Raw genomic sequence first — 17583 nt, forward strand, 5'->3', positions numbered from 1 at the left:
AAAAAAGAAGCCGACAGGAATCTGTCGGCTTGGAATGCTTGTGCGCTTAAGAGTGGAATGAAAGAGAAAAATAAAACTGGTTTAACTATACGTGGTATATTCTAAAAGCATAACAAAGTTAAGCCACCCAGGCTATGCAAGTCAAGCCTATTTCAACTAATTATCCGAATCTCGAACTCAAGTGTTCAAACGATGATTTTCAACCGGTGGGCAATGCATCTCAACGATTGAAACAAATTCACAAATCAATATGGATCGGTAAAAAACCGAGAATTGGTTAGTCAATTCTTCAAACAATTGCCCAGCATCTTAATTCAAAAACCATCCAATGTTGTCATTCTAATTCTCACAGTAGCTATCGTTTGAATTTTGCAGGGAGCCGATCAGCGAAAATTTAAATACGACTTTAAATGAAACGAACGTAATCTCAATACCAGACAAAATAATAAAAAAGAAGCCGACAGGAATCTGTCGGCTTGGAATGCTTGTGCGCTTAAGAGTGGAATGAAAGAGAAAAATAAAACTGGTTTAACTATACGTGGTATATTCTAAAAGCATACCAAAGGTAAGCTACTAACGCTATTCAAGTCAAGTATAAATCAAGACATTGACCAAATAAGCATTTCCAGTGTTCAAACAATGATTTTCAACATCCAAATAGATTTTTCAACTTACCAAATCTTAAAATTTGACGTTTAAACCAACTCCAAACAGCTCTTTGAATTGCACTTTTGCTCCCCCATCATCGAATTTAATGTCATTATCATATATTAAGTTCGTATTCAAATTGGCTGATAAATAGTCGTTGACTTTCATATTAATTAGGAGATCCCAATGAATATCCATGTTTGCTGGTTGATCAAGATAGTTTGAAAAAATGTCGAATTTGGATTCCATATTTACATTCTTCAAGACTTCATACTTGACTGTAGTTTTCAAAAAAGCACCTAATTCCCATTTCGATTTACTTCCGGGATCAACTCCAAAAGCTCCCGCATCCGACAAATCGTCGTCAGTAACCACTGTCAACTTGCCTGTTGTTGGCGACAGGAACAGCGAAAAATGTTCATTCGGTTTATAATCCATACCTAAAGCCAACGTAAAATAACCCGGCGCTAAAAATCGCGAAATCGCATTATCACGATCCGGATACTTGTAGCCGTCTGTAAACTGAGATCTAAAATTGAATATCGAGGAATAGAATAGCTTCTCAGTCGCTTTGTAACCAAACTTCGAACTAAAATCAATTTTATCATCCGACTTAATCACCTTGGCATCCTCTTCCTTCAAAACACCATAGCCCAAATCCAGCGTGTTTTCCCAACTCACCTTATCTTTATTGTAGTTGCTAAAAAGACTGACAAGAAAGGTACCAGATGCAGAACTTTTCCCCCCGGCGACCCAGTTCGTCAACGAAACCTGACTAAAATTCACAGAAATCATTCCACCTGATTTCCAAACTTTGACTGAATCGACCGGGTTTTGTGCAACGGCAATTAGCGGCAGCACAAAAACAAATAGCAATAGTTTTTTCATCATAGGTTATTTATTTAAATGAACATCTAACTGTGGGAATGGTATACTCAAGCCATTCTTATCAAACTCTTTATAAACGTTCTCATTCATATCGAAGAATACGCCCCAGTAGTCTGACGAATTAACCCACACGCGTACCGTAATATTTACAGAGCTATCAGCCAAAGCACCTAAAACGATGAAAGGCTCGGGAGCATCCATAATCCTGCTATCAGCTTTGATGAGCTTGAGCAACAAGGCTTTTGCAGTATCGTAACTATCGCCATAGGCAATACCAAAACTAAAATCAACACGACGGGTTTCTTCAGTCGAATAGTTTATTAGCGAACCGGTGGACAAACCTCCATTGGGAATAATGATTGTTTTATTGTCAGGTGTTTTCAGCACTGTGATAAAGATCTGAATTTCGGAGACAGACCCGGCATAACCCTGCGCTTCGATAAAATCACCTACTTTAAAAGGTTTGAAAATAAGGATCATCACACCACCGGCAAAATTCTGTAAGGTACCCGACAGAGCCATACCCACAGCCAAACCGGCAGCACCCAATATGGCGATAAAAGATGTCATTTGGATTCCCATCATTCCGATAACCGTAATGAACAACATTACCTTTAAGGTTATTCCTGTCAGGCTATTAATGAATCCACGCAATGATGCATCAATACCTTTTTTGTCCATTAGGCTCGCCAAGGCCTTAACAATTAATTTAATCACCCACAAACCTATGACTAAGGTTATTATCGCGGCAAGGATCTTCATCCCATAGGTCACAGCAAATCCACTAATGACCATTTTCAAATTTTCAACACTGTCTAACATTTCCATAATTATGAGTTAAAATGATTGGTTAATATCTATAAATAAACAGCAATTATGAAATATGGTTCTATAAAATATACAATTTTACAAAAAACAATAGGGATATTCCTTCCGAAATATCCCTATCAAACTAGCTTAACTTATATACCCTTTAGGCTATATTTTCCAATAAAGTAAGCGAATCTTTCACCTGGCGCAGCTTAGTCGCCTGGTCATCTTTAATACTCACATTAAATGAATCTTCAAGGTAAAAAAGAAACAATGTCCAATCCAATTCATCAAATTTTAAATCCTCCTGAAATGACGCGTCCAGCTCAATATCGTTCCTGGAAACTCCCGTCTTTCTCAAGACTTTGTACAGAATTCTTCTAGTTGTCTTATTTTCCATTTTCCTTTAATTTTCGGTCGTCAACTGGCTTTATTGATACCAAATTAGTGCCAAAATTAAAAATTCGAACAAATTATTAAACGATTCAAACATTTAAATTGTTTGCTGCCTCATTTCAAGTAGCACGCATATCCAAGCCGGCAAGTTATTTTTTAACGAATAAACAAACACATTGCTCCCATATTGGCTTCAAATCAGCACATTTAAAGGGCTAAATGACTAAAACAAATCAATTTGACAATTAAATTTTTTAGAATATGCGCAAGTCGTTCATTAATAAACTGTAAACTTCGAGATCAATAAATTGGTCCCGATGCCTTTCTCCCTGCCTTTCTATTCCTTCAAAAGTAAAGCCTAATCGCTTCGGAATAGCCGAACTATGATGGTTCCCAACACCACATTTGATTTGAATCCGATTCATCTTAAGGGTTGAAAACAAAAATTGGATCAATACTTTCAACGAATTAGTCACAATTCCCTTGCCGGTCATGTTTTCAGTCAACCAATACCCCACTTCGGTTTTTTGATTCACATAGTCTGTTTCTTTTAAGCCAATTAAACCGGCAAAACGACCTTGATACCAAATCGTATAAATATCGTCCCGTCGCTTTTCCTTTTCAGCCAGAATCGAGCAAATAAATGCTTCAGTATCTTCCTGCGACCTTGTTTGCTGAACAAAAGGCAGCCATGGTTCGAGAAACTTTCGGTTACTATCGATGGCTTGAAAAATCTGAAATGAGTGCGAAAACTTCACCGGCTCTAATCGAATGGAACTATTAACAACAATTGCTTGCATACTAAATTAGCTTTCATCAAAAATAGACCTTTTCGGTATTATTTAGGCTTCAAGTCAATCTACCGGACGATTTTTTTGACCATACAGAATAATTATATTTGTGTGGCATCGCTAAACAATAAAAAGCCACAACTTCTATGATGACAAAAATTTATAGTTCCTTCCTTATTCTGGTCTGTTTCTTTCAGATTTCATGCGCCGGAAATTTGCAGCAAAAAGGAGAAACCCAAGTTGAAATTGAGACCAATTACGGAGTAATGAAATTCCGTTTATACGACGAAACTCCCATTCATCGCGATAATTTCATAAAACTGGCCAGTGAAGGATATTTTAACGATTTATTGTTTCACCGGGTCATCGATCAGTTTATGATCCAGGGTGGCGACCCGCAATCGAAGAACGCGCCGGCTGGCCAGCGTATAGGAAACGGTGGTCCGGATTACACGCTGGAAGCTGAGATTAACCCTCAGTTCTTTCACAAAAAAGGTGCTTTGGCAGCTGCCCGTAAAGGAGACAATGTGAATCCGGAAAAAAAATCGTCAGGCTCTCAATTCTTCATTATACAGGGAAAGGTATTCACCGAAGCCGGACTCGATTCAATAGAGGTAATGATGAATAGTCGTCGTGCTCAAAGCATTGAGACAGTTGTTTTTAAGGAGCATCAAGCCGAATTAAGCCATTTTATGCAAACCGGCCAGCGAGACAGCTTTAATGTTCGGATCGCGGAACTAAAGGAGCTAGCAGTCGCTAAATTAAGCGAAGAAACACCGTATAAATTAGACCCGGAAAAGCGAAAGATATACACCACGATCGGTGGCTATCCTTCGCTTGACGAAGGCTATACCGTTTTTGGTGAATTAATTGAAGGATTTGACGTATTGGATCAAATCGCATCGGTTAAAACCGATCATGCGGATCGACCACTAGAAGATGTTGTTATGAAAGTTAAAGTTTTAAAATGAAGTATTTTCCGCTCCTAATAGTCTTACTGTTTCTGACCCCCGGTATGGCTCAGGATCAGGCCGATCATTTGGTCGAGATCCAGACTAATCTCGGGAACATGCGCTTCCGTCTGTACAACGACACACCAAAACACCGCGACGCTTTTATACAACTGGCGCGCGAAGGCTATTACGATGGAACGCTTTTTTACCGGGTTATTCAAAACTTTCTAATTCAAGGTGGATCCAAATCATCGCGCAATGCGGCACCCGGTAAACGGATTGGTTATGGATCTCCCGACCATACCGTCGACGACGAGATCATTGCAGGGCACATCCACAAAAAAGGAGCGCTATGTGCCCCGCGTCAACCCGATGAAATCAACCCGTTTAAACAGTCAGACATCTCGCAGTTTTACGTTGTAAAAGGACAAATTTTCACCGAAGGCGAACTGGATACGATGGAAATGGCTGTAAACCGACCGATTCGAAAAAAAATAACCAAAGAAGTGTATACGCCTGAAATTAGGGCTAAACTGAAACAACTGAGAGCCGAAAAAAAAGTCGCTGAATTTCGCGAAATAGCAGACAAAGTGAAGCAAGACATCGATTCCAGAATGAATCTCGATCTCAACACCTTGAAGTTCACGGAACAACAGCGCAAAGCCTATACAACTGTTGGTGGATATCCGGATTTGGATGGAAAATACACGATTTTTGGAGAGTGCATCGCTGGATTTAATGTGATCGATAAAATCGCTGATCTGAAAACCGATGAAAACAACCGCCCATTGACAGACGTTAAAATAACGGTAAAAATCATTCAATGAAACGATTAAAATCTGCTATCGTCATGCTTCTGATTGCGTTTTCTGCTTGCTCGCCAAGTCAGCAAACAAAGCCGGAAGAGCATAGCAAAAAGGTAGCGGAAACCACAAAATCACAAGTCAACTATCTGGTTTATGTTCCGTCGATTGTTCGCATTGAAAGTTTTGACAAATCCAGATTTCTGGAAAGTGAAACCGCTTTTTTTGTCGACAGCAATTTAATTGTTAGTCGTTTGACACCCGTAATCGAAGCCACAGATGCCCTGGTCATTCCCTGGAACGAGGAGAAAAAATACAAAATTGAAGGTTTTGTCGCCGTTGACCGGATCAATGATTTGGTGCTCTTGAAAACCGACCGGCTCGTCCGTCCGGGAATTCCCTTGGAAAAACAAACAGCAGGCAAGGATAAAAAAAGCATCTATCTCACCCAGCCTGCCGGAAACACGCTCCCTCTGCACAATGGGAAAGTAAACAAACTGGGGAATATAGGTGGCGCTCTTCGTTATCGGGTGACCAATCAATTCCGCTCAAAAAGTTACGGGACACCGGTTTTTGCAGGAGAAAACTGCATTGGGTTGGGCTATGCCGACCTGATTGATTATGAAAACATCAATCTTGTGACCCCTTCAACTTTAATTATCGATTTGATTAAAAAAGCGACAGAACAAGCTCATCCGCTCTCCCAACTCAAATCTTCGGCCGACAAGGCAACCAGCGAAGCAAACAAGCGAATTAAAGGACTACTGATTGAAACCGATTTTGGTAACATCAAAATCCGACTGTACAATGAAACACCCGAATATCGTGACAACTTTATTGCCTTGGCGAAAGAAAACTATTTCGACAGTTTGTTGATTCATCGGGTCATCAAAGGTTTCTGCATTCAAAGTGGTGCCGCCGACACACGCTACGCCGGCAAAAACGATATTGTTGGTTGGAAGGGCCCCGGTTACACCCTGCCGGCTCACATTGTACCCGGCTTATTCCATAAACGCGGTGTCATTGGATCACCACGCAAACCAGACCGTGGAAACAATAAACGGCGCTCCGACGGCTCACAGTTTTACATCGTTACCGGCCGAAAATACTCCGATTCGGAACTGAACGAAATCTCGAACGAAACCGGCTATCAATTTTCGCCACAACAGCGACTGAGCTACAAAACCATAGGAGGAGCGCCACACATTGATGGTTCGTATACCATTTTTGGTGAGGTCGTTGAAGGAATGGATGTGGCCGACAAAATTAACGCAGTGGCAGTCGACTCCGACTTCAGACCTTCGCAGGACATCCGAATCCGCCGGATCAGCATTATCAAATAAAAAGCAGAATGCTATCGATTTTCAAACTTCAATAATTATCTTTGCGCCTTCATTCAACAGCCTACAAAGATGTTAGAAAAAATTACCCGTTTAAAAGAAGAACTAGAAAATATCAGTGTTGCGGCCAAAGAAGAAGTTGAAGAACTTCGGATCAAATACATCAGCAAAAAAGGATTGCTAAATCAACTTTTTGCCGATTTCAAGAATGTTGAAGCCGACCAGAAAAAAGCTGTTGGACAAGCTATTAATGAGCTGAAAGAATTTGCGTTAAGTAAAATAAACGAGCTTAAAGAAAGCTTTGAAAATGCCGATAATGCAGCCGGACAAATCGATCTGAGCATGCCGGCCGAACCGCTTCGCCCGGGAACACGCCACCCACTCTCGATTGTTCGTAACGAGATTGTTGAAATATTTGCCCGCTTGGGTTTTACCGTTGCTGAAGGACCTGAAATAGAGGACGATTGGCACGTTTTCTCTGCATTGAACTTCCCGCCTGAACACCCGGCGCGCGATATGCAGGACACCTTTTTCATTCAAAAAGATCCGGATGTGTTACTACGGACTCATACGTCAAGTGTGCAGGTTCGTGTGATGGAAAAAACACAACCACCAATCCGTGCCATTTTCCCCGGACGGGTATTCCGCAACGAGGCGATCTCGGCACGGGCACACTGTATCTTTCATCAAATTGAAGGTCTTTATGTGGATGAAAACGTTTCGTTTGCCGACTTGAAGCAAACGCTGCTTTACTTTTCACGCGAATTGTTTGGCGAAAAAACGGAAATTCGTTTGCGCCCTTCATATTTCCCGTTTACCGAGCCCTCAGCCGAAATGGATGTGAGTTGCTCCATTTGTGGCGGTAAAGGGTGTAATGTTTGTAAATACACCGGTTGGCTCGAAATTTTAGGTTGCGGTATGGTCGACCCAAATGTGTTGGATTTGTGCGGCATTGATTCGAAAAAATATAGTGGCTTTGCTTTTGGAATGGGAATTGAGCGGATTACGATGTTGAAATACGGAATCAAAGATATTCGCCATTTCTTTGAAAACGATGTTCGATTCCTTCGTCAATTCGAATCAACGATCTAACATCCAACTGTCTAAGCGATATTTCCGGATTCACCGCCCGATCCAAAAAAGGTAACTTATACTTCTAGGGTTTGTCGGGCGCATCCATTTTTTTTGTTTCTTGTGTGTGGAATGAAATTTTTGGAATAAAAGGTTTAACAATGGAACTTGTCGTTTATATTTCAGCGGCTTTGGTGTACAGCACATTTGCCGCCTATACATCGGCCTATTACGCGGCTACTCAGTATTGGGGATTGAAGTTGACCTATACAAGATCAACAATCGACAGTTTAGTATCGAACAGCACAATAAGCCATTACATGAAAACCATCGATGTAAATGGATTGCAGTCTGCCATTACGACTAAAAAGCAACGTTTTAAATCGCAATTTCGGTTTTCACTTAATTTCTTGTTCTTTTTTGTTGGAGCGTCAATGTTCGAGTGGTATGTTCCCATTCTAACACTTTTGGGCGTTCTTTTTCTAAAGAATGCGATCCGGCAACTGCTACCTTCAGCAAATTCACCAAAGTATTTGAAAAAAATTATTCGTGATTTGGAGGAACAGTCTAATCGTTTTGAAAATAAATCGAAGCTAGAGGAGAAGGAAGCAGCTGATTTTTTCATTCAGCAACTGCGATTAAATTGTGCTGTTTAACCCAGAAGTATCTCCGTTAACTCATCAACATCATTCGCAAAAAAATCCGGATTTAACTCCTGTAATTCTGCTCTGTTACCGAAACCATATCCAACAGCAAGAGTTGCAATTTCGTTCGCTTTCCCGCCAACCACATCGAATTTGGTGTCGCCAATCATCAGCACCTCCTTGGCCGGCTGAATTCGGTTCCGATCCATCAAGCGGGTAATCAGTTCAGCTTTCGTATGCAAGTCGCCGTTTCCGGCACCCTCCAAATCATCAAAATAACTATCCAGCTCAAAATGACGTAAAATTTCCGGTACGAATATGGTTTTCTTCGATGTAGCCACATACAATTTTACTCCTTCGCAAATCAGCTCCTCCAACAATAATTGAATACCGGGATACACTTCACCTTCATACAAACCTCGCTGTCCGTAATACTCGCGAAATAAACGAACACCGGTTTCAACTTGTTTGTCGTTGAATCCAAATACGTCCTTTAAGGCCGACTGAATCGGTGGTCCAATCATCAGGCTAATGTATTCTTCGGCCCGATGCGTTAGTCCCATCCCACTCAACATATACGCTAAAGAATTCTGAAGTCCCGGTTTCGAATCAACAAGCGTTCCGTCCAAATCGAAAATGATTGATGAAAAAAGTGCCATAAATTATAGTTTAGTGCAAAGAAAGGCAAATTAAACGGAAAGCTTTACCCGCGAGTAAATCCACAACTTAATGCCGGAAACCTAAACTGAAATATCTATGCCATTCAATTTTCTTAGAATGTATAACAGCTATTGGTCTGAAAATTAAAAACTACTGATTGCGACTAAAACAATCGATGCATAAAATTGCAACATGGTTAAACCTATATTAATCCTTGTTCGTTCATCCAATATCCACGTTTTGGAATTCCACAAACAAGCAGAAATAATTAACTTTACAATCGAACCTCTAAAAAGGCTAGCAATATGAACGACTTTTTTCTGGAAACGATAAAAAAAGCCTCCGGTGCTGCTGATTTAGGCAAGATGGAAAGCATTCAGAATTTATGGAGCGGTTACGGTAAGATCATCCGTTGCTACTTAAAAAATGCTCCTGCGAAGTCTGTCATTGTCAAGCACGTCCAGTTGTCGGATGGCAAAGAAAACCCGAGAGGTTGGGACAGCGATCTGTCACACGAACGAAAAGTAAAATCGTACCAGGTAGAAAGCCACTGGTACAAAAATTACAGCAGCAGGTGCGATCAAAACTGTCGTGTAGCCAAATGTCTGGCTGTAGAATCTTATGAGAACGAAGTGCTGATTGTACTGGAGGATCTGGATGACGCCGGATTTCACAGGCGTAAAGACCGGGTAAGTTGGGACGAAATTGAAATCTGTTTGGAATGGCTGGCTAACTTTCATGCCACGTTTTTAGATGTTGAACCGATTGGATTGTGGGAAACGGGTACGTATTGGCACCTCGAAACCCGGCCGGAAGAGCTTGAAGTTCTGAAAGATTTGCAACTAAAAGGTGCAGCTGAGATAATTGACGAGAAGCTGAAAAACACAGCTTTCAAGACCTTAGTTCATGGCGATGCCAAATTAGCCAACTTTTGCTTTTCGCCTGATGGGAAATCGGTCGCCGCGGTCGACTTTCAATATGTTGGCGGAGGTTGTGGAATGAAAGACGTGGCCTATTTTATTGGCAGCTGTTTGATGGAGGAAGACTGTGAAATTCTTGAAAGTCAGATTTTAAATACCTATTTCATTGCCCTTCAGCAAGCACTAAAACACAAAAATAATTCCATCGATTTCGCGGCACTTGAAAAAGACTGGCGCTCCTTGTATCACCTCGCCTGGATCGATTTTCACCGTTTTCTGAAGGGCTGGAGTCCCGGTCACTGGAAAATTAACAGTTACAGCGAACGCATTACCCGCCAAGTACTTGAACAAATTAACCAATAGCCGTTTTTATGCAACTCACCCCCGATAATCTACAACATATTTGCGGAGCAGCCGTATCCGCAGCACTGAAAGCCGGAAATTTAATTTCGTCCTACACCGAAAAAGATCTCGAAATCAAAAATAAAGGTATCGGCGATACGCTGGCCTCACAGGTTGTTACCGAAGTAGATGTGATGGCTCAGGAGCTAATCGTGAAAATGCTGACCAAGGTCACTAAGTTATACGATCTCGGAACCTTGGGTGAAGAAACTCCCGATAATCACGAACGGTTTGAAAAAGACTATTTCTGGGCCATTGACCCAATCGACGGCACCCTCGCGTTCATCAATGGAGAACATGGTTATTCAACCTCAATTGCCCTGGTATCAAAAGCCGGAGAACCCGTTGTCGGCGTCATATTCGATCCGATGACCAAAACCATTTATCAGGCTATTAAAGGGCAAGGAGCCTTTTTAAGTGGGCGAAAATGGACGGTAGAACCACGAGAAATGGAGCCCCTTTCGTTTCTAAATGGCAAAAGCTTTTTGGAACATCCACTGCACGATGCGACCCTAAAAAGCATGGAAACCATTGTCAAAAAATTGGGATACCCCGGAATGACTTCTAAGTTCCAGGGAGGAGCTGCGCTGATAGCTTGCTGGGCGTTGGAGAATGACCCGGCATGTTACTTTTCATTCCCCAAAAAAGTTGACGGAGGCGGAAGCATTTGGGATTTTGCTGCCAGTGCCTGCATTTACACCGAGGCTGGCGGCTGGGTGAGCGACATTCACGGAAACCCGCTCGACCTGAACCGCCCGGATTCAACTTACCTGAACCACCGAGGTGTTTTATACGCCACAAATGAGGTACTGGCCCGCGAAATTATTGAAGTGGGGAAAAGGTTGATGAAGGAGTAAAGAGATCTGATCACCTGTCGAACATCGAGCTTTTCGGATCAGCTAAAGCAAACGCCACACGCCCCAAATCCCACCTACCATTACCACCGCAGTTGCCGTATTCACATAAGCAGCGAACCAAAAATCGCGGGTAGTAATTTGTTTTTGGTGGTGACCGATGTAGGGCTTTTCAACCAGTTTGCCATGATAGATATTTGGGCCACCGAAGCGGCATTTTAGGATGCCGGCCAGCGCTGCTTCCGGATAGCCGGCATTGGGGCTGGCATGCTGATGTCCGTAACGAAAAATGTGCGTGAGTCCACTCCAGCTTAAACTAACCAATACCATCAGCAACGCCGTCAGCCGGGCCGGGATCAGATTCAGCAAATCATCCAACCGTGCGGCAAACCAACCATAGCTTTTATAGCGCTCATTTTTGTACGCAATCATCGAGTCGAGGGTACTAGCCATTTTAAAGGCAAAAAGCCCGGGAACGCCGCCTAAAGCATAAAAAAACAAGGGCGCGATTACACCGTCGCTGAGGTTTTCGGCCATGGTTTCCAAAACAGCTGTTCGAATTTGCTGCTCATCCAGATTCTTCGTATCGCGACCAACAATGTAGCTCAATTGTTTCCGACCTGCTTCCAAGCCATTGGTTTTCAGCGCCCGAATTACGAGCCACGATTCGTAAATCAGGCTCCGGTTGGCGAGACCAAAGAAGACGCCAACAGATGCAACCACCAAAAAAGCCGACGGAAATGCCTTCAATTCGTCAAAAACAGCTTGCACAATCAGCCAGGTGCCGCCAACCAACAATATGGAAGTCAGCGCTCCTTTCAACATTCGGTATCGACCCCGGTTGAAATGCTTTTCAAACCAGGCAATCAGCCAGCCAAATAAGCGAATGGGGTGCGGCAACCAACGCGGATCGCCCAGCAGGCAATCGAGTGCAAAACCAATGAGGAGCGGGAGAATGAGAAGTTCCATATAAACCATCAATATTGTCATCCCGAACTCGTTTCGGGATCTGTTCCTGTATTATTGAGGGATTCACTTGTAGTGAAACCCTCAATCCGTTTTATTCTTCAATTTTCATTACCGAATACACATAGTCCATGTCTACAAAAGCACGCACATGATCGGCAAGTTTGTTGTATTGCTGTTCTTTAAATGCAGCATAGTCGAAATTGGTGATTTCAGCGGTCAGTTGGTTCGCTTTCAGCATCTCTTCAACCACCGCTTTATTGTCGAGAATTCCGTGCAAATAGCTTCCCCATAACTTAGGCGACACCATGCACCCATCATTCATTCCATCGCTCAGTCGGCAGAGCGGTTCGCCACCAAGCAGTTTGGTGGCTCCCATATGAATTTCGTAGCCCGAGCAGTTTTCCTTTCGGTCGGCGAAGTGAAATTCAGTTTGAACGGTGCGTTTATCTTTTGTTAAAGTTGTGACAACAGGTAATAAGCCCAGACCAGGGATGGCATCAATTTCGCCCTCCACATGATCAGGATCGCGAATTTCTTCGCCCATAATCTGATAGCCTCCGCAAATACCGTAAACGCCTTTACCCGCTTCGGCAGCTTGCAAAATAGCCTTCGCCAAGCCACGCTCGCGCAAATACATCAGATCTGCAATCGTGTTTTTCGATCCCGGAATCAGCACCAGGTCGGCCTTGGCAATCTCTTCCGGATTGGCCGAATAGTAGAGGTTCACATCGGGCATTCGCTCCAGCATGTTGAAGTCGGTAAAGTTGCTCATGTGTCGCAACAAAACAACCGCCACATTCACCTTACCATTTTCAGTAACGCTTCCACGCTTGTAGTCAATCACCACACTGTCCTCCTGCTCAACGTGTATATCGGTGAAATACGGAACCACCCCAATTACCGGAATACCAGTCAGATCTTCCAAAATTTTGCGGCCCTCGTGAAAGAGAGCGATGTCTCCCCGAAACTTGTTAATTAGGATCCCTTTGATAAGTTTACGTTCGGCTTCGGGCAGCAATTGAATGGTGCCGTACACGCTACCAAAAACACCACCCCGATCGATATCAGCCACCAAAATCGTTGGCGAACCGGTTTCCAACGCCACCCGCATATTGGTAATATCTTTGTCCCAAAGGTTTACCTCGGAAATGCTCCCGGCCCCTTCCATCACAATTGGGTTATAGCGGGCATCGAGCGAGCGCCAGGCTTTCATCGCTTCGGAAAACAAAAATTCGCGATCGGTTTTCAGAAAATATTCCTGCGCGGTTTGGTCGCCCATCGGTTTACCGTTCAGCACAATCTGCGCCTTGGTATGGCTGGTCGGTTTCAGCAATATTGGGTTCATAGCGCTAACACATGGAATGCCGCAAGCCTCGGCCTGAACGGCCTGTGCACGCCCCAGCTCCAAGCCTTCTTCACTGGCAAATGAGTTTAGCGACATGTTCTGCGCCTTAAAAGGTGCCGGTTGGTATCCGTCTTGTTTAAAGATGCGGCAGAAAGCCGCGTTAATCACCGACTTCCCAACATCGGAACCAGTGCCGACAAACAAGATGGGTTTGAGTTTAGCGTTACGCATTGCGCCTTGCGTGTTATCTGTTGTTTCGTTCATTTCTTTATTTTAGTCTTGAGACATGGGTTGTGAATCGTTAGACACTAGTTTCCGATTTCGACGATCAACCAATTTCTTTCTTTTTTATCCACAGAGAACAGGGAGTATCTCACAGAGTTCCACTGTGCATCACTGAACACTCTTCTCTTCAAATCGAATGTGGCTCGTATTGATCACCTGCGCCTCTTCAAACGAAGTCATCTCGGAGAGAACAGCCACAGCCCCCTGCACCATCGGAAAAGCCAACGCTGCTCCGGTACCTTCACCCAAGCGGAGTCCAAAACTCAGTAGTGGATCGGCGTGCATGTATTCCAGCATTCTGCGATGCCCCTGCTCATCCGAAACATGGGCAAACACAGCATAGTCAAGCACGCGCTTGTTTAGCTCCTGTGCCACCAGCATACCCGAGGTGGTTATAAACCCATCCACCAAAATGACCATTCGCCGAGCAGCAGCTTCAAACATTCCGCCAGCAATTGTTGCAATTTCGAGGCCACCAAAACGTGCCAGGTTTTCGAGCACATTCTCCGAGATGCCATGGTTGGCAATGGCTTGCTCAATCACGCGTCCTTTGTGCGACACCCCATCCTGATCCAGTCCGGCGCCCGGTCCAACACAATCTTTCACCGGAATACCGCAAATAATCGACATCAGTGTCGAGGCCGGCGTGGTATTGCCAATGCCCATTTCGCCGAAACCGATGATGTTGGTGCCCTGCTCGTTAAACTTAGCCACGATGCGACGACCGTTATTAAACGCCTGCATACACTCTGCCATCGTCATGGCCGGATCAACCAGAAAATTGCGCGAGCCTTTGCGAATTTTAGCATCAATTAAATTCGGATGTGGGTTGAAATCGAAGTTGACACCAGCATCGACCACCTGCAGTTCCATTCCATAAACGCGTGCAAGCAGCCCAATACCGCCTCCACCCTGCAGGAAATTCAGTACTTGTTGCCAGGTAATATCTACCGGACAGGCACTCACCCCTTCGGCACAAATCCCATGGTCGGCAGCAACCGTAAGCATCACCGGCTTTCGCAATTCGGGGGTCGCAGTATTTTGAATGAGAGCTACCTGCATAGCCAGCGATTCCAACCTTCCTAGCGAACCAACCGGTTTGGCTTTATTGTCAAGTTTATGCTGAATGACTTCGCGTAATACGTTGTCGATTTTCGGAATTTCAAATTCTGATGTTTTCATTTTGGTTCTTTCTTTTTATAAATCGAAGCGGACAACGTCGCCATAATCCACTTTTTGCTGAAATGCATCCAAAGGTTCTGTTCCGTTCAACAAACAGAAAAGTGCCCGTAAAATACCGCCATGGGCGACAACCGCGACCTTTTTAAACGGACGTTGTTTCAATTCTTCGAGAAATGCGGCAGTCCGGTTAATTTGATCGCGGAAGGACTCGCCACCATCGGCAGGCACATCCACAAAATTCTGAAACCAGCGTTTCGCTTCGTCCGTTTCGCTAATCGCATCCCACGGTTGCATTTCCCAGCGGCCGAAATTTAATTCCTTCAGCCGATCGTCAAAAACAATTAGTTCACGTGGAAATATGTCTTCGGCCAAGCGGCGGCAACGATTCAGCGGGCTGGAATACACCGCATCATATTCATACCAATCAGTCTGCGTTTTCACGGCAGCCATTTCCTCATCGTATGTTTTAGCTACCGGTACATCGGTTTGCCCGTAACAAATGCCTGGGGGAACTTCAACTCGGGTATGGCGGATAGCAGTGAGTTTCATTTTTTCAGTCAATTTAATTGAAATAAGGTAAGAAGGTTTGGTATCCTATCAATCTCTTTTTTTTACTGCTCCAGAAAACCTTAACTTCTTTATTCAACCTAAGTAGAACGAACAAGATTTAATTTCAAACCCTATTAGTGTAGCATACTAAGGCGGATCGAAAATCACAACCAACTCATGCCTGAACCCCCAGCAAACACAGATAAAACAATACTTCTGTTAATTGTTGAAGGGCTCCGAGGCAGTCGCCGGTATAGCCGCCAATTTTACGCTCGGTATATTTTTTAAAAACAAATGTGAGTGATAGTGCTGCCGGAATTGCCACTGCCATGACCTTCCAGGGTAGAAAAGCGATCGGGGCAATGGCAAACAGAATTGCCAGAATTAAGTCCGAATTTTTCCCTTTTTTGCCAATGGGCTTGCTTTTGCTGAGTTCATCCTCGCGCGAGTACCAACTGGTAAAAATGATGAGAACCGGCATCAACCGGCTAAACGCGTGACCGGCAATCAGTGCCAACGGAATGAGATAGGCAGGAATTGACTGCAGTGCCAGAAATTTAGTTCCCAACATTCCGATCAGGCCAACCGAGCCGTAGGTTCCAATCCGACTGTCCTTCATAATGGTGAAGATTTTTTCGCGGGTGTAGCCTCCTCCAAAGCCATCGCAGAAATCGGCAAAACCATCTTCATGAAAAGCGCCGGTGAGCAGAATTGTCGCCAGCATACTCAGAAAAACACTTATTTGAACCGGAAAAATCTGTACCAGCCCATAAAAAACAGCTGCACCGATGCCGCCAACAATCCACCCGATCAGCGGCAAATAGCGTGTCGATCGATTCAATCGTTCCGGTGAATACTGCAAACCGGAGGGTACCGGAATACGTGTGTAAAACATCAGTGCTGTAAGGAAAAGTTGGATCTGCTTTTTCATTTGTTGCTTATTGAGGGTTTGTGCTTTACTGACCGGGTGACTTATAGTCACCCGGTCAGTAAGCAATTTCAAATCTCATTACTGCTGATTATTGAGGGTTTGACTTGAAGTCAAGCCCTCAATCGCATCTACATTACTCTTTATTCGAAACGCCGGCACCTTCAAAGCTAGCCATTTCATTTAGAAAGTTTACCGCCGATTGGATGACCGGATAAGCTACCGCAGCTCCTGAACCTTCACCCAAACGCATGGCCAAATTCAGAACCGGCTCTGCATCCAGATGTTTCAAAATAAGCTGGTGTCCCTGTTCTTCCGACGCGTGGCAGAAGATACAGTTTTCACGAACAGAAGCATCCAATTGAATGGCGGTTAGGCAAGTTGCTGTTGTAATGAAACCATCAACCAGGATAACCATGTTTTGATTCCTCGCTTCAAGCATAGCGCCAGCCATCATGGCAATCTCGAAACCACCAAAAGTAGCCAGTGTTTCTTCAGCGGTTTGTGGATCGTACATTTCCGAAACGGTTTTTAATACCGACGTTTTGTAGTCGAGCTTTTCGCCAATCATCCCGGCACCATGTCCGGTGCATTGTTCAATTGGTAAACCCAAAAACCGATGCATCAGCAGCGACGAAGCCGATGTATTGGCAATCCCCATCTCGCCAAAACCAATGACATTGCAACCGGCAGCAGCTTCGGCTTTCACCAGCTCGGCTCCGCGACTCATTGCCTCGCGGCACTGTTCCAGGCTCATAGCAGGCTCCTGCAACATGTTTTTTGTACCCGTAGCCACTTTACAATCAACTACCGGAAGATCTTTCGGGAAGAAAAAATCGACCCCGGCGTCCACAACTTTTAGATTAATTCCGTTTTGTTTGCAGAACACATTGATTGCTGCACCACCAACACAGAAATTCATCACCATTTGCCAGGTAACTTCTTTGGGGTACGGACTTACACCGGCATCAGCCAGCCCATGATCGCCTGCAAACACGAGCATACTGGGGTTCTTCAATTCCGGTGTTAAGCTGTTTTGGATTGACCCGATTTGCAGCGCAATCCGTTCCAATTGACCCAACGCGCCGGTCGGCTTCGTTTTCAGATCAATTTTTTGTTGTAGTTGAGATTTTATAGACATAGGA

Annotated in this window: 18 protein-coding genes; 7 read left to right on the top strand and 11 right to left on the bottom strand. The window is 43.9% G+C overall.

Annotated elements, in window-relative coordinates; all coding sequences use genetic code 11:
- Positions 1-681: 681 nt before the first annotated feature.
- The 4 genes from ABZD21_RS16040 to ABZD21_RS16055 all read right to left on the bottom strand — a co-directional run bounded on the left by ABZD21_RS16040 (position 682) and on the right by ABZD21_RS16055 (position 3542).
- Positions 682-1539, bottom strand: a complete 858-nt coding sequence (locus tag ABZD21_RS16040) for a DUF3078 domain-containing protein (protein WP_372776104.1) — start codon at positions 1537-1539, stop codon at positions 682-684.
- Positions 1540-1542: 3 nt separating this feature from the next.
- On the bottom strand, positions 1543-2364 hold the full coding sequence (locus ABZD21_RS16045; protein ID WP_372776105.1) for a mechanosensitive ion channel family protein: 822 nt from the start codon (positions 2362-2364) through the stop codon (positions 1543-1545).
- 145 nt (positions 2365-2509) lie between these two features.
- Positions 2510-2746, bottom strand: a complete 237-nt coding sequence (locus tag ABZD21_RS16050; RefSeq protein ID WP_372776106.1) for a phosphopantetheine-binding protein — start codon at positions 2744-2746, stop codon at positions 2510-2512.
- A 250-nt stretch (positions 2747-2996) separates the two neighbouring features.
- Positions 2997-3542, bottom strand: a complete 546-nt coding sequence (locus tag ABZD21_RS16055; protein WP_372776107.1) for a GNAT family N-acetyltransferase — start codon at positions 3540-3542, stop codon at positions 2997-2999.
- Positions 3543-3679: 137 nt separating this feature from the next.
- Between ABZD21_RS16055 and ABZD21_RS16060 the strand changes: the two genes are divergently transcribed.
- The 5 genes from ABZD21_RS16060 (at position 3680) to ABZD21_RS16080 (ending at position 8356) form a co-directional block, all read left to right on the top strand.
- Positions 3680-4504, top strand: a complete 825-nt coding sequence (locus tag ABZD21_RS16060) for a peptidylprolyl isomerase (RefSeq protein ID WP_372776108.1) — start codon at positions 3680-3682, stop codon at positions 4502-4504.
- Complete coding sequence (locus tag ABZD21_RS16065) at positions 4501-5313, top strand: peptidylprolyl isomerase (RefSeq protein WP_372776109.1); 813 nt, start codon at positions 4501-4503, stop codon at positions 5311-5313. The genes ABZD21_RS16060 and ABZD21_RS16065 overlap by 4 nt, the downstream gene beginning before the upstream one ends.
- Positions 5310-6632 (top strand): peptidylprolyl isomerase, encoded by a 1323-nt coding sequence (locus ABZD21_RS16070; protein WP_372776110.1) that lies wholly within the window; start codon positions 5310-5312, stop codon positions 6630-6632. Before ABZD21_RS16065 ends, ABZD21_RS16070 begins: the two co-directional genes overlap by 4 nt.
- Positions 6633-6701: 69 nt before the next feature.
- The gene (pheS, locus tag ABZD21_RS16075; RefSeq protein ID WP_372776111.1) at positions 6702-7721 is read left to right on the top strand and encodes a phenylalanine--tRNA ligase subunit alpha; all 1020 of its coding nucleotides are present in this window, start codon (positions 6702-6704) and stop codon (positions 7719-7721) included.
- A gap of 140 nt (positions 7722-7861) precedes the next feature.
- Entirely contained in the window at positions 7862-8356 is a 495-nt protein-coding gene (locus ABZD21_RS16080) for a hypothetical protein (protein WP_372776112.1), read from the top strand.
- Here ABZD21_RS16080 and ABZD21_RS16085 read toward each other — a convergent pair.
- Entirely contained in the window at positions 8353-9003 is a 651-nt protein-coding gene (locus ABZD21_RS16085; RefSeq protein ID WP_372776113.1) for an HAD hydrolase-like protein, read from the bottom strand. The genes ABZD21_RS16080 and ABZD21_RS16085 overlap by 4 nt on opposite strands.
- A 306-nt stretch (positions 9004-9309) precedes the next feature.
- On the opposite strand from ABZD21_RS16085, the gene ABZD21_RS16090 reads away from it, so the two are divergent.
- Positions 9310-10287 carry an oxidoreductase family protein gene (locus ABZD21_RS16090; RefSeq protein WP_372776114.1) on the top strand — a complete coding sequence of 326 codons (978 nt, stop codon included), beginning with the start codon at positions 9310-9312 and terminating at the stop codon, positions 10285-10287.
- Between the two features lie 8 nt (positions 10288-10295).
- Entirely contained in the window at positions 10296-11183 is an 888-nt protein-coding gene (locus tag ABZD21_RS16095; RefSeq protein ID WP_372776116.1) for an inositol monophosphatase, read from the top strand.
- Positions 11184-11225: 42 nt separating this feature from the next.
- Here ABZD21_RS16095 and cbiB read toward each other — a convergent pair whose 3' ends face one another.
- The 6 genes from cbiB to cobT (ABZD21_RS16125) all read right to left on the bottom strand — a co-directional run bounded on the left by cbiB (position 11226) and on the right by cobT (ABZD21_RS16125) (position 17579).
- Positions 11226-12170, bottom strand: coding sequence for an adenosylcobinamide-phosphate synthase CbiB (gene cbiB / locus ABZD21_RS16100; protein WP_372776117.1), 945 nt, complete (start codon positions 12168-12170; stop codon positions 11226-11228).
- A 70-nt stretch (positions 12171-12240) separates the two neighbouring features.
- Positions 12241-13758: a cobyric acid synthase gene (locus tag ABZD21_RS16105; protein ID WP_372776118.1), complete on the bottom strand. Its 1518-nt coding sequence runs from the start codon at positions 13756-13758 to the stop codon at positions 12241-12243.
- A gap of 129 nt (positions 13759-13887) precedes the next feature.
- Positions 13888-14961: a nicotinate-nucleotide--dimethylbenzimidazole phosphoribosyltransferase gene (gene cobT, locus ABZD21_RS16110; protein WP_372776119.1), complete on the bottom strand. Its 1074-nt coding sequence runs from the start codon at positions 14959-14961 to the stop codon at positions 13888-13890.
- A 15-nt stretch (positions 14962-14976) separates the two neighbouring features.
- Positions 14977-15510: an alpha-ribazole phosphatase gene (gene cobC, locus ABZD21_RS16115; RefSeq protein ID WP_372776120.1), complete on the bottom strand. Its 534-nt coding sequence runs from the start codon at positions 15508-15510 to the stop codon at positions 14977-14979.
- 175 nt (positions 15511-15685) lie between these two features.
- Entirely contained in the window at positions 15686-16441 is a 756-nt protein-coding gene (locus ABZD21_RS16120; protein ID WP_372776121.1) for an adenosylcobinamide-GDP ribazoletransferase, read from the bottom strand.
- 133 nt (positions 16442-16574) lie between these two features.
- A complete protein-coding gene (gene cobT, locus ABZD21_RS16125; RefSeq protein WP_372776122.1) occupies positions 16575-17579 on the bottom strand; it encodes a nicotinate-nucleotide--dimethylbenzimidazole phosphoribosyltransferase in 1005 nt (334 codons plus the stop codon).
- Positions 17580-17583 lie beyond the last annotated feature (4 nt).

This window comes from Mangrovibacterium sp. (assembly GCF_041596335.1).
Taxonomy (GTDB): Bacteria; Bacteroidota; Bacteroidia; order Bacteroidales; family Prolixibacteraceae; genus Mangrovibacterium.

Excerpts from the sequence above, each read along its gene's own strand:
- pheS (WP_372776111.1), top strand. The coding sequence starts at position 6,702 with ATGTTAGAAAAAATTACCCGTTTAAAAGAAGAACTAGAAAATATCAGT.
- ABZD21_RS16090 (WP_372776114.1), top strand. The coding sequence starts at position 9,310 with ATGAACGACTTTTTTCTGGAAACGATAAAAAAAGCCTCCGGTGCTGCT.
- ABZD21_RS16045 (WP_372776105.1), bottom strand. The coding sequence starts at position 2,364 with ATGGAAATGTTAGACAGTGTTGAAAATTTGAAAATGGTCATTAGTGGA.
- ABZD21_RS16070 (WP_372776110.1), top strand. The coding sequence starts at position 5,310 with ATGAAACGATTAAAATCTGCTATCGTCATGCTTCTGATTGCGTTTTCT.
- ABZD21_RS16060 (WP_372776108.1), top strand. The coding sequence starts at position 3,680 with ATGATGACAAAAATTTATAGTTCCTTCCTTATTCTGGTCTGTTTCTTT.
- ABZD21_RS16085 (WP_372776113.1), bottom strand. The coding sequence starts at position 9,003 with ATGGCACTTTTTTCATCAATCATTTTCGATTTGGACGGAACGCTTGTT.
- cobT (WP_372776122.1), bottom strand. The coding sequence starts at position 17,579 with ATGTCTATAAAATCTCAACTACAACAAAAAATTGATCTGAAAACGAAG.
- cobC (WP_372776120.1), bottom strand. The coding sequence starts at position 15,510 with ATGAAACTCACTGCTATCCGCCATACCCGAGTTGAAGTTCCCCCAGGC.
- ABZD21_RS16105 (WP_372776118.1), bottom strand. The coding sequence starts at position 13,758 with ATGAACGAAACAACAGATAACACGCAAGGCGCAATGCGTAACGCTAAA.
- ABZD21_RS16050 (WP_372776106.1), bottom strand. The coding sequence starts at position 2,746 with ATGGAAAATAAGACAACTAGAAGAATTCTGTACAAAGTCTTGAGAAAG.
- ABZD21_RS16055 (WP_372776107.1), bottom strand. The coding sequence starts at position 3,542 with ATGCAAGCAATTGTTGTTAATAGTTCCATTCGATTAGAGCCGGTGAAG.
- ABZD21_RS16095 (WP_372776116.1), top strand. The coding sequence starts at position 10,296 with ATGCAACTCACCCCCGATAATCTACAACATATTTGCGGAGCAGCCGTA.
- ABZD21_RS16040 (WP_372776104.1), bottom strand. The coding sequence starts at position 1,539 with ATGATGAAAAAACTATTGCTATTTGTTTTTGTGCTGCCGCTAATTGCC.
- ABZD21_RS16065 (WP_372776109.1), top strand. The coding sequence starts at position 4,501 with ATGAAGTATTTTCCGCTCCTAATAGTCTTACTGTTTCTGACCCCCGGT.
- ABZD21_RS16120 (WP_372776121.1), bottom strand. The coding sequence starts at position 16,441 with ATGAAAAAGCAGATCCAACTTTTCCTTACAGCACTGATGTTTTACACA.
- cobT (WP_372776119.1), bottom strand. The coding sequence starts at position 14,961 with ATGAAAACATCAGAATTTGAAATTCCGAAAATCGACAACGTATTACGC.
- cbiB (WP_372776117.1), bottom strand. The coding sequence starts at position 12,170 with ATGACAATATTGATGGTTTATATGGAACTTCTCATTCTCCCGCTCCTC.
- ABZD21_RS16080 (WP_372776112.1), top strand. The coding sequence starts at position 7,862 with ATGGAACTTGTCGTTTATATTTCAGCGGCTTTGGTGTACAGCACATTT.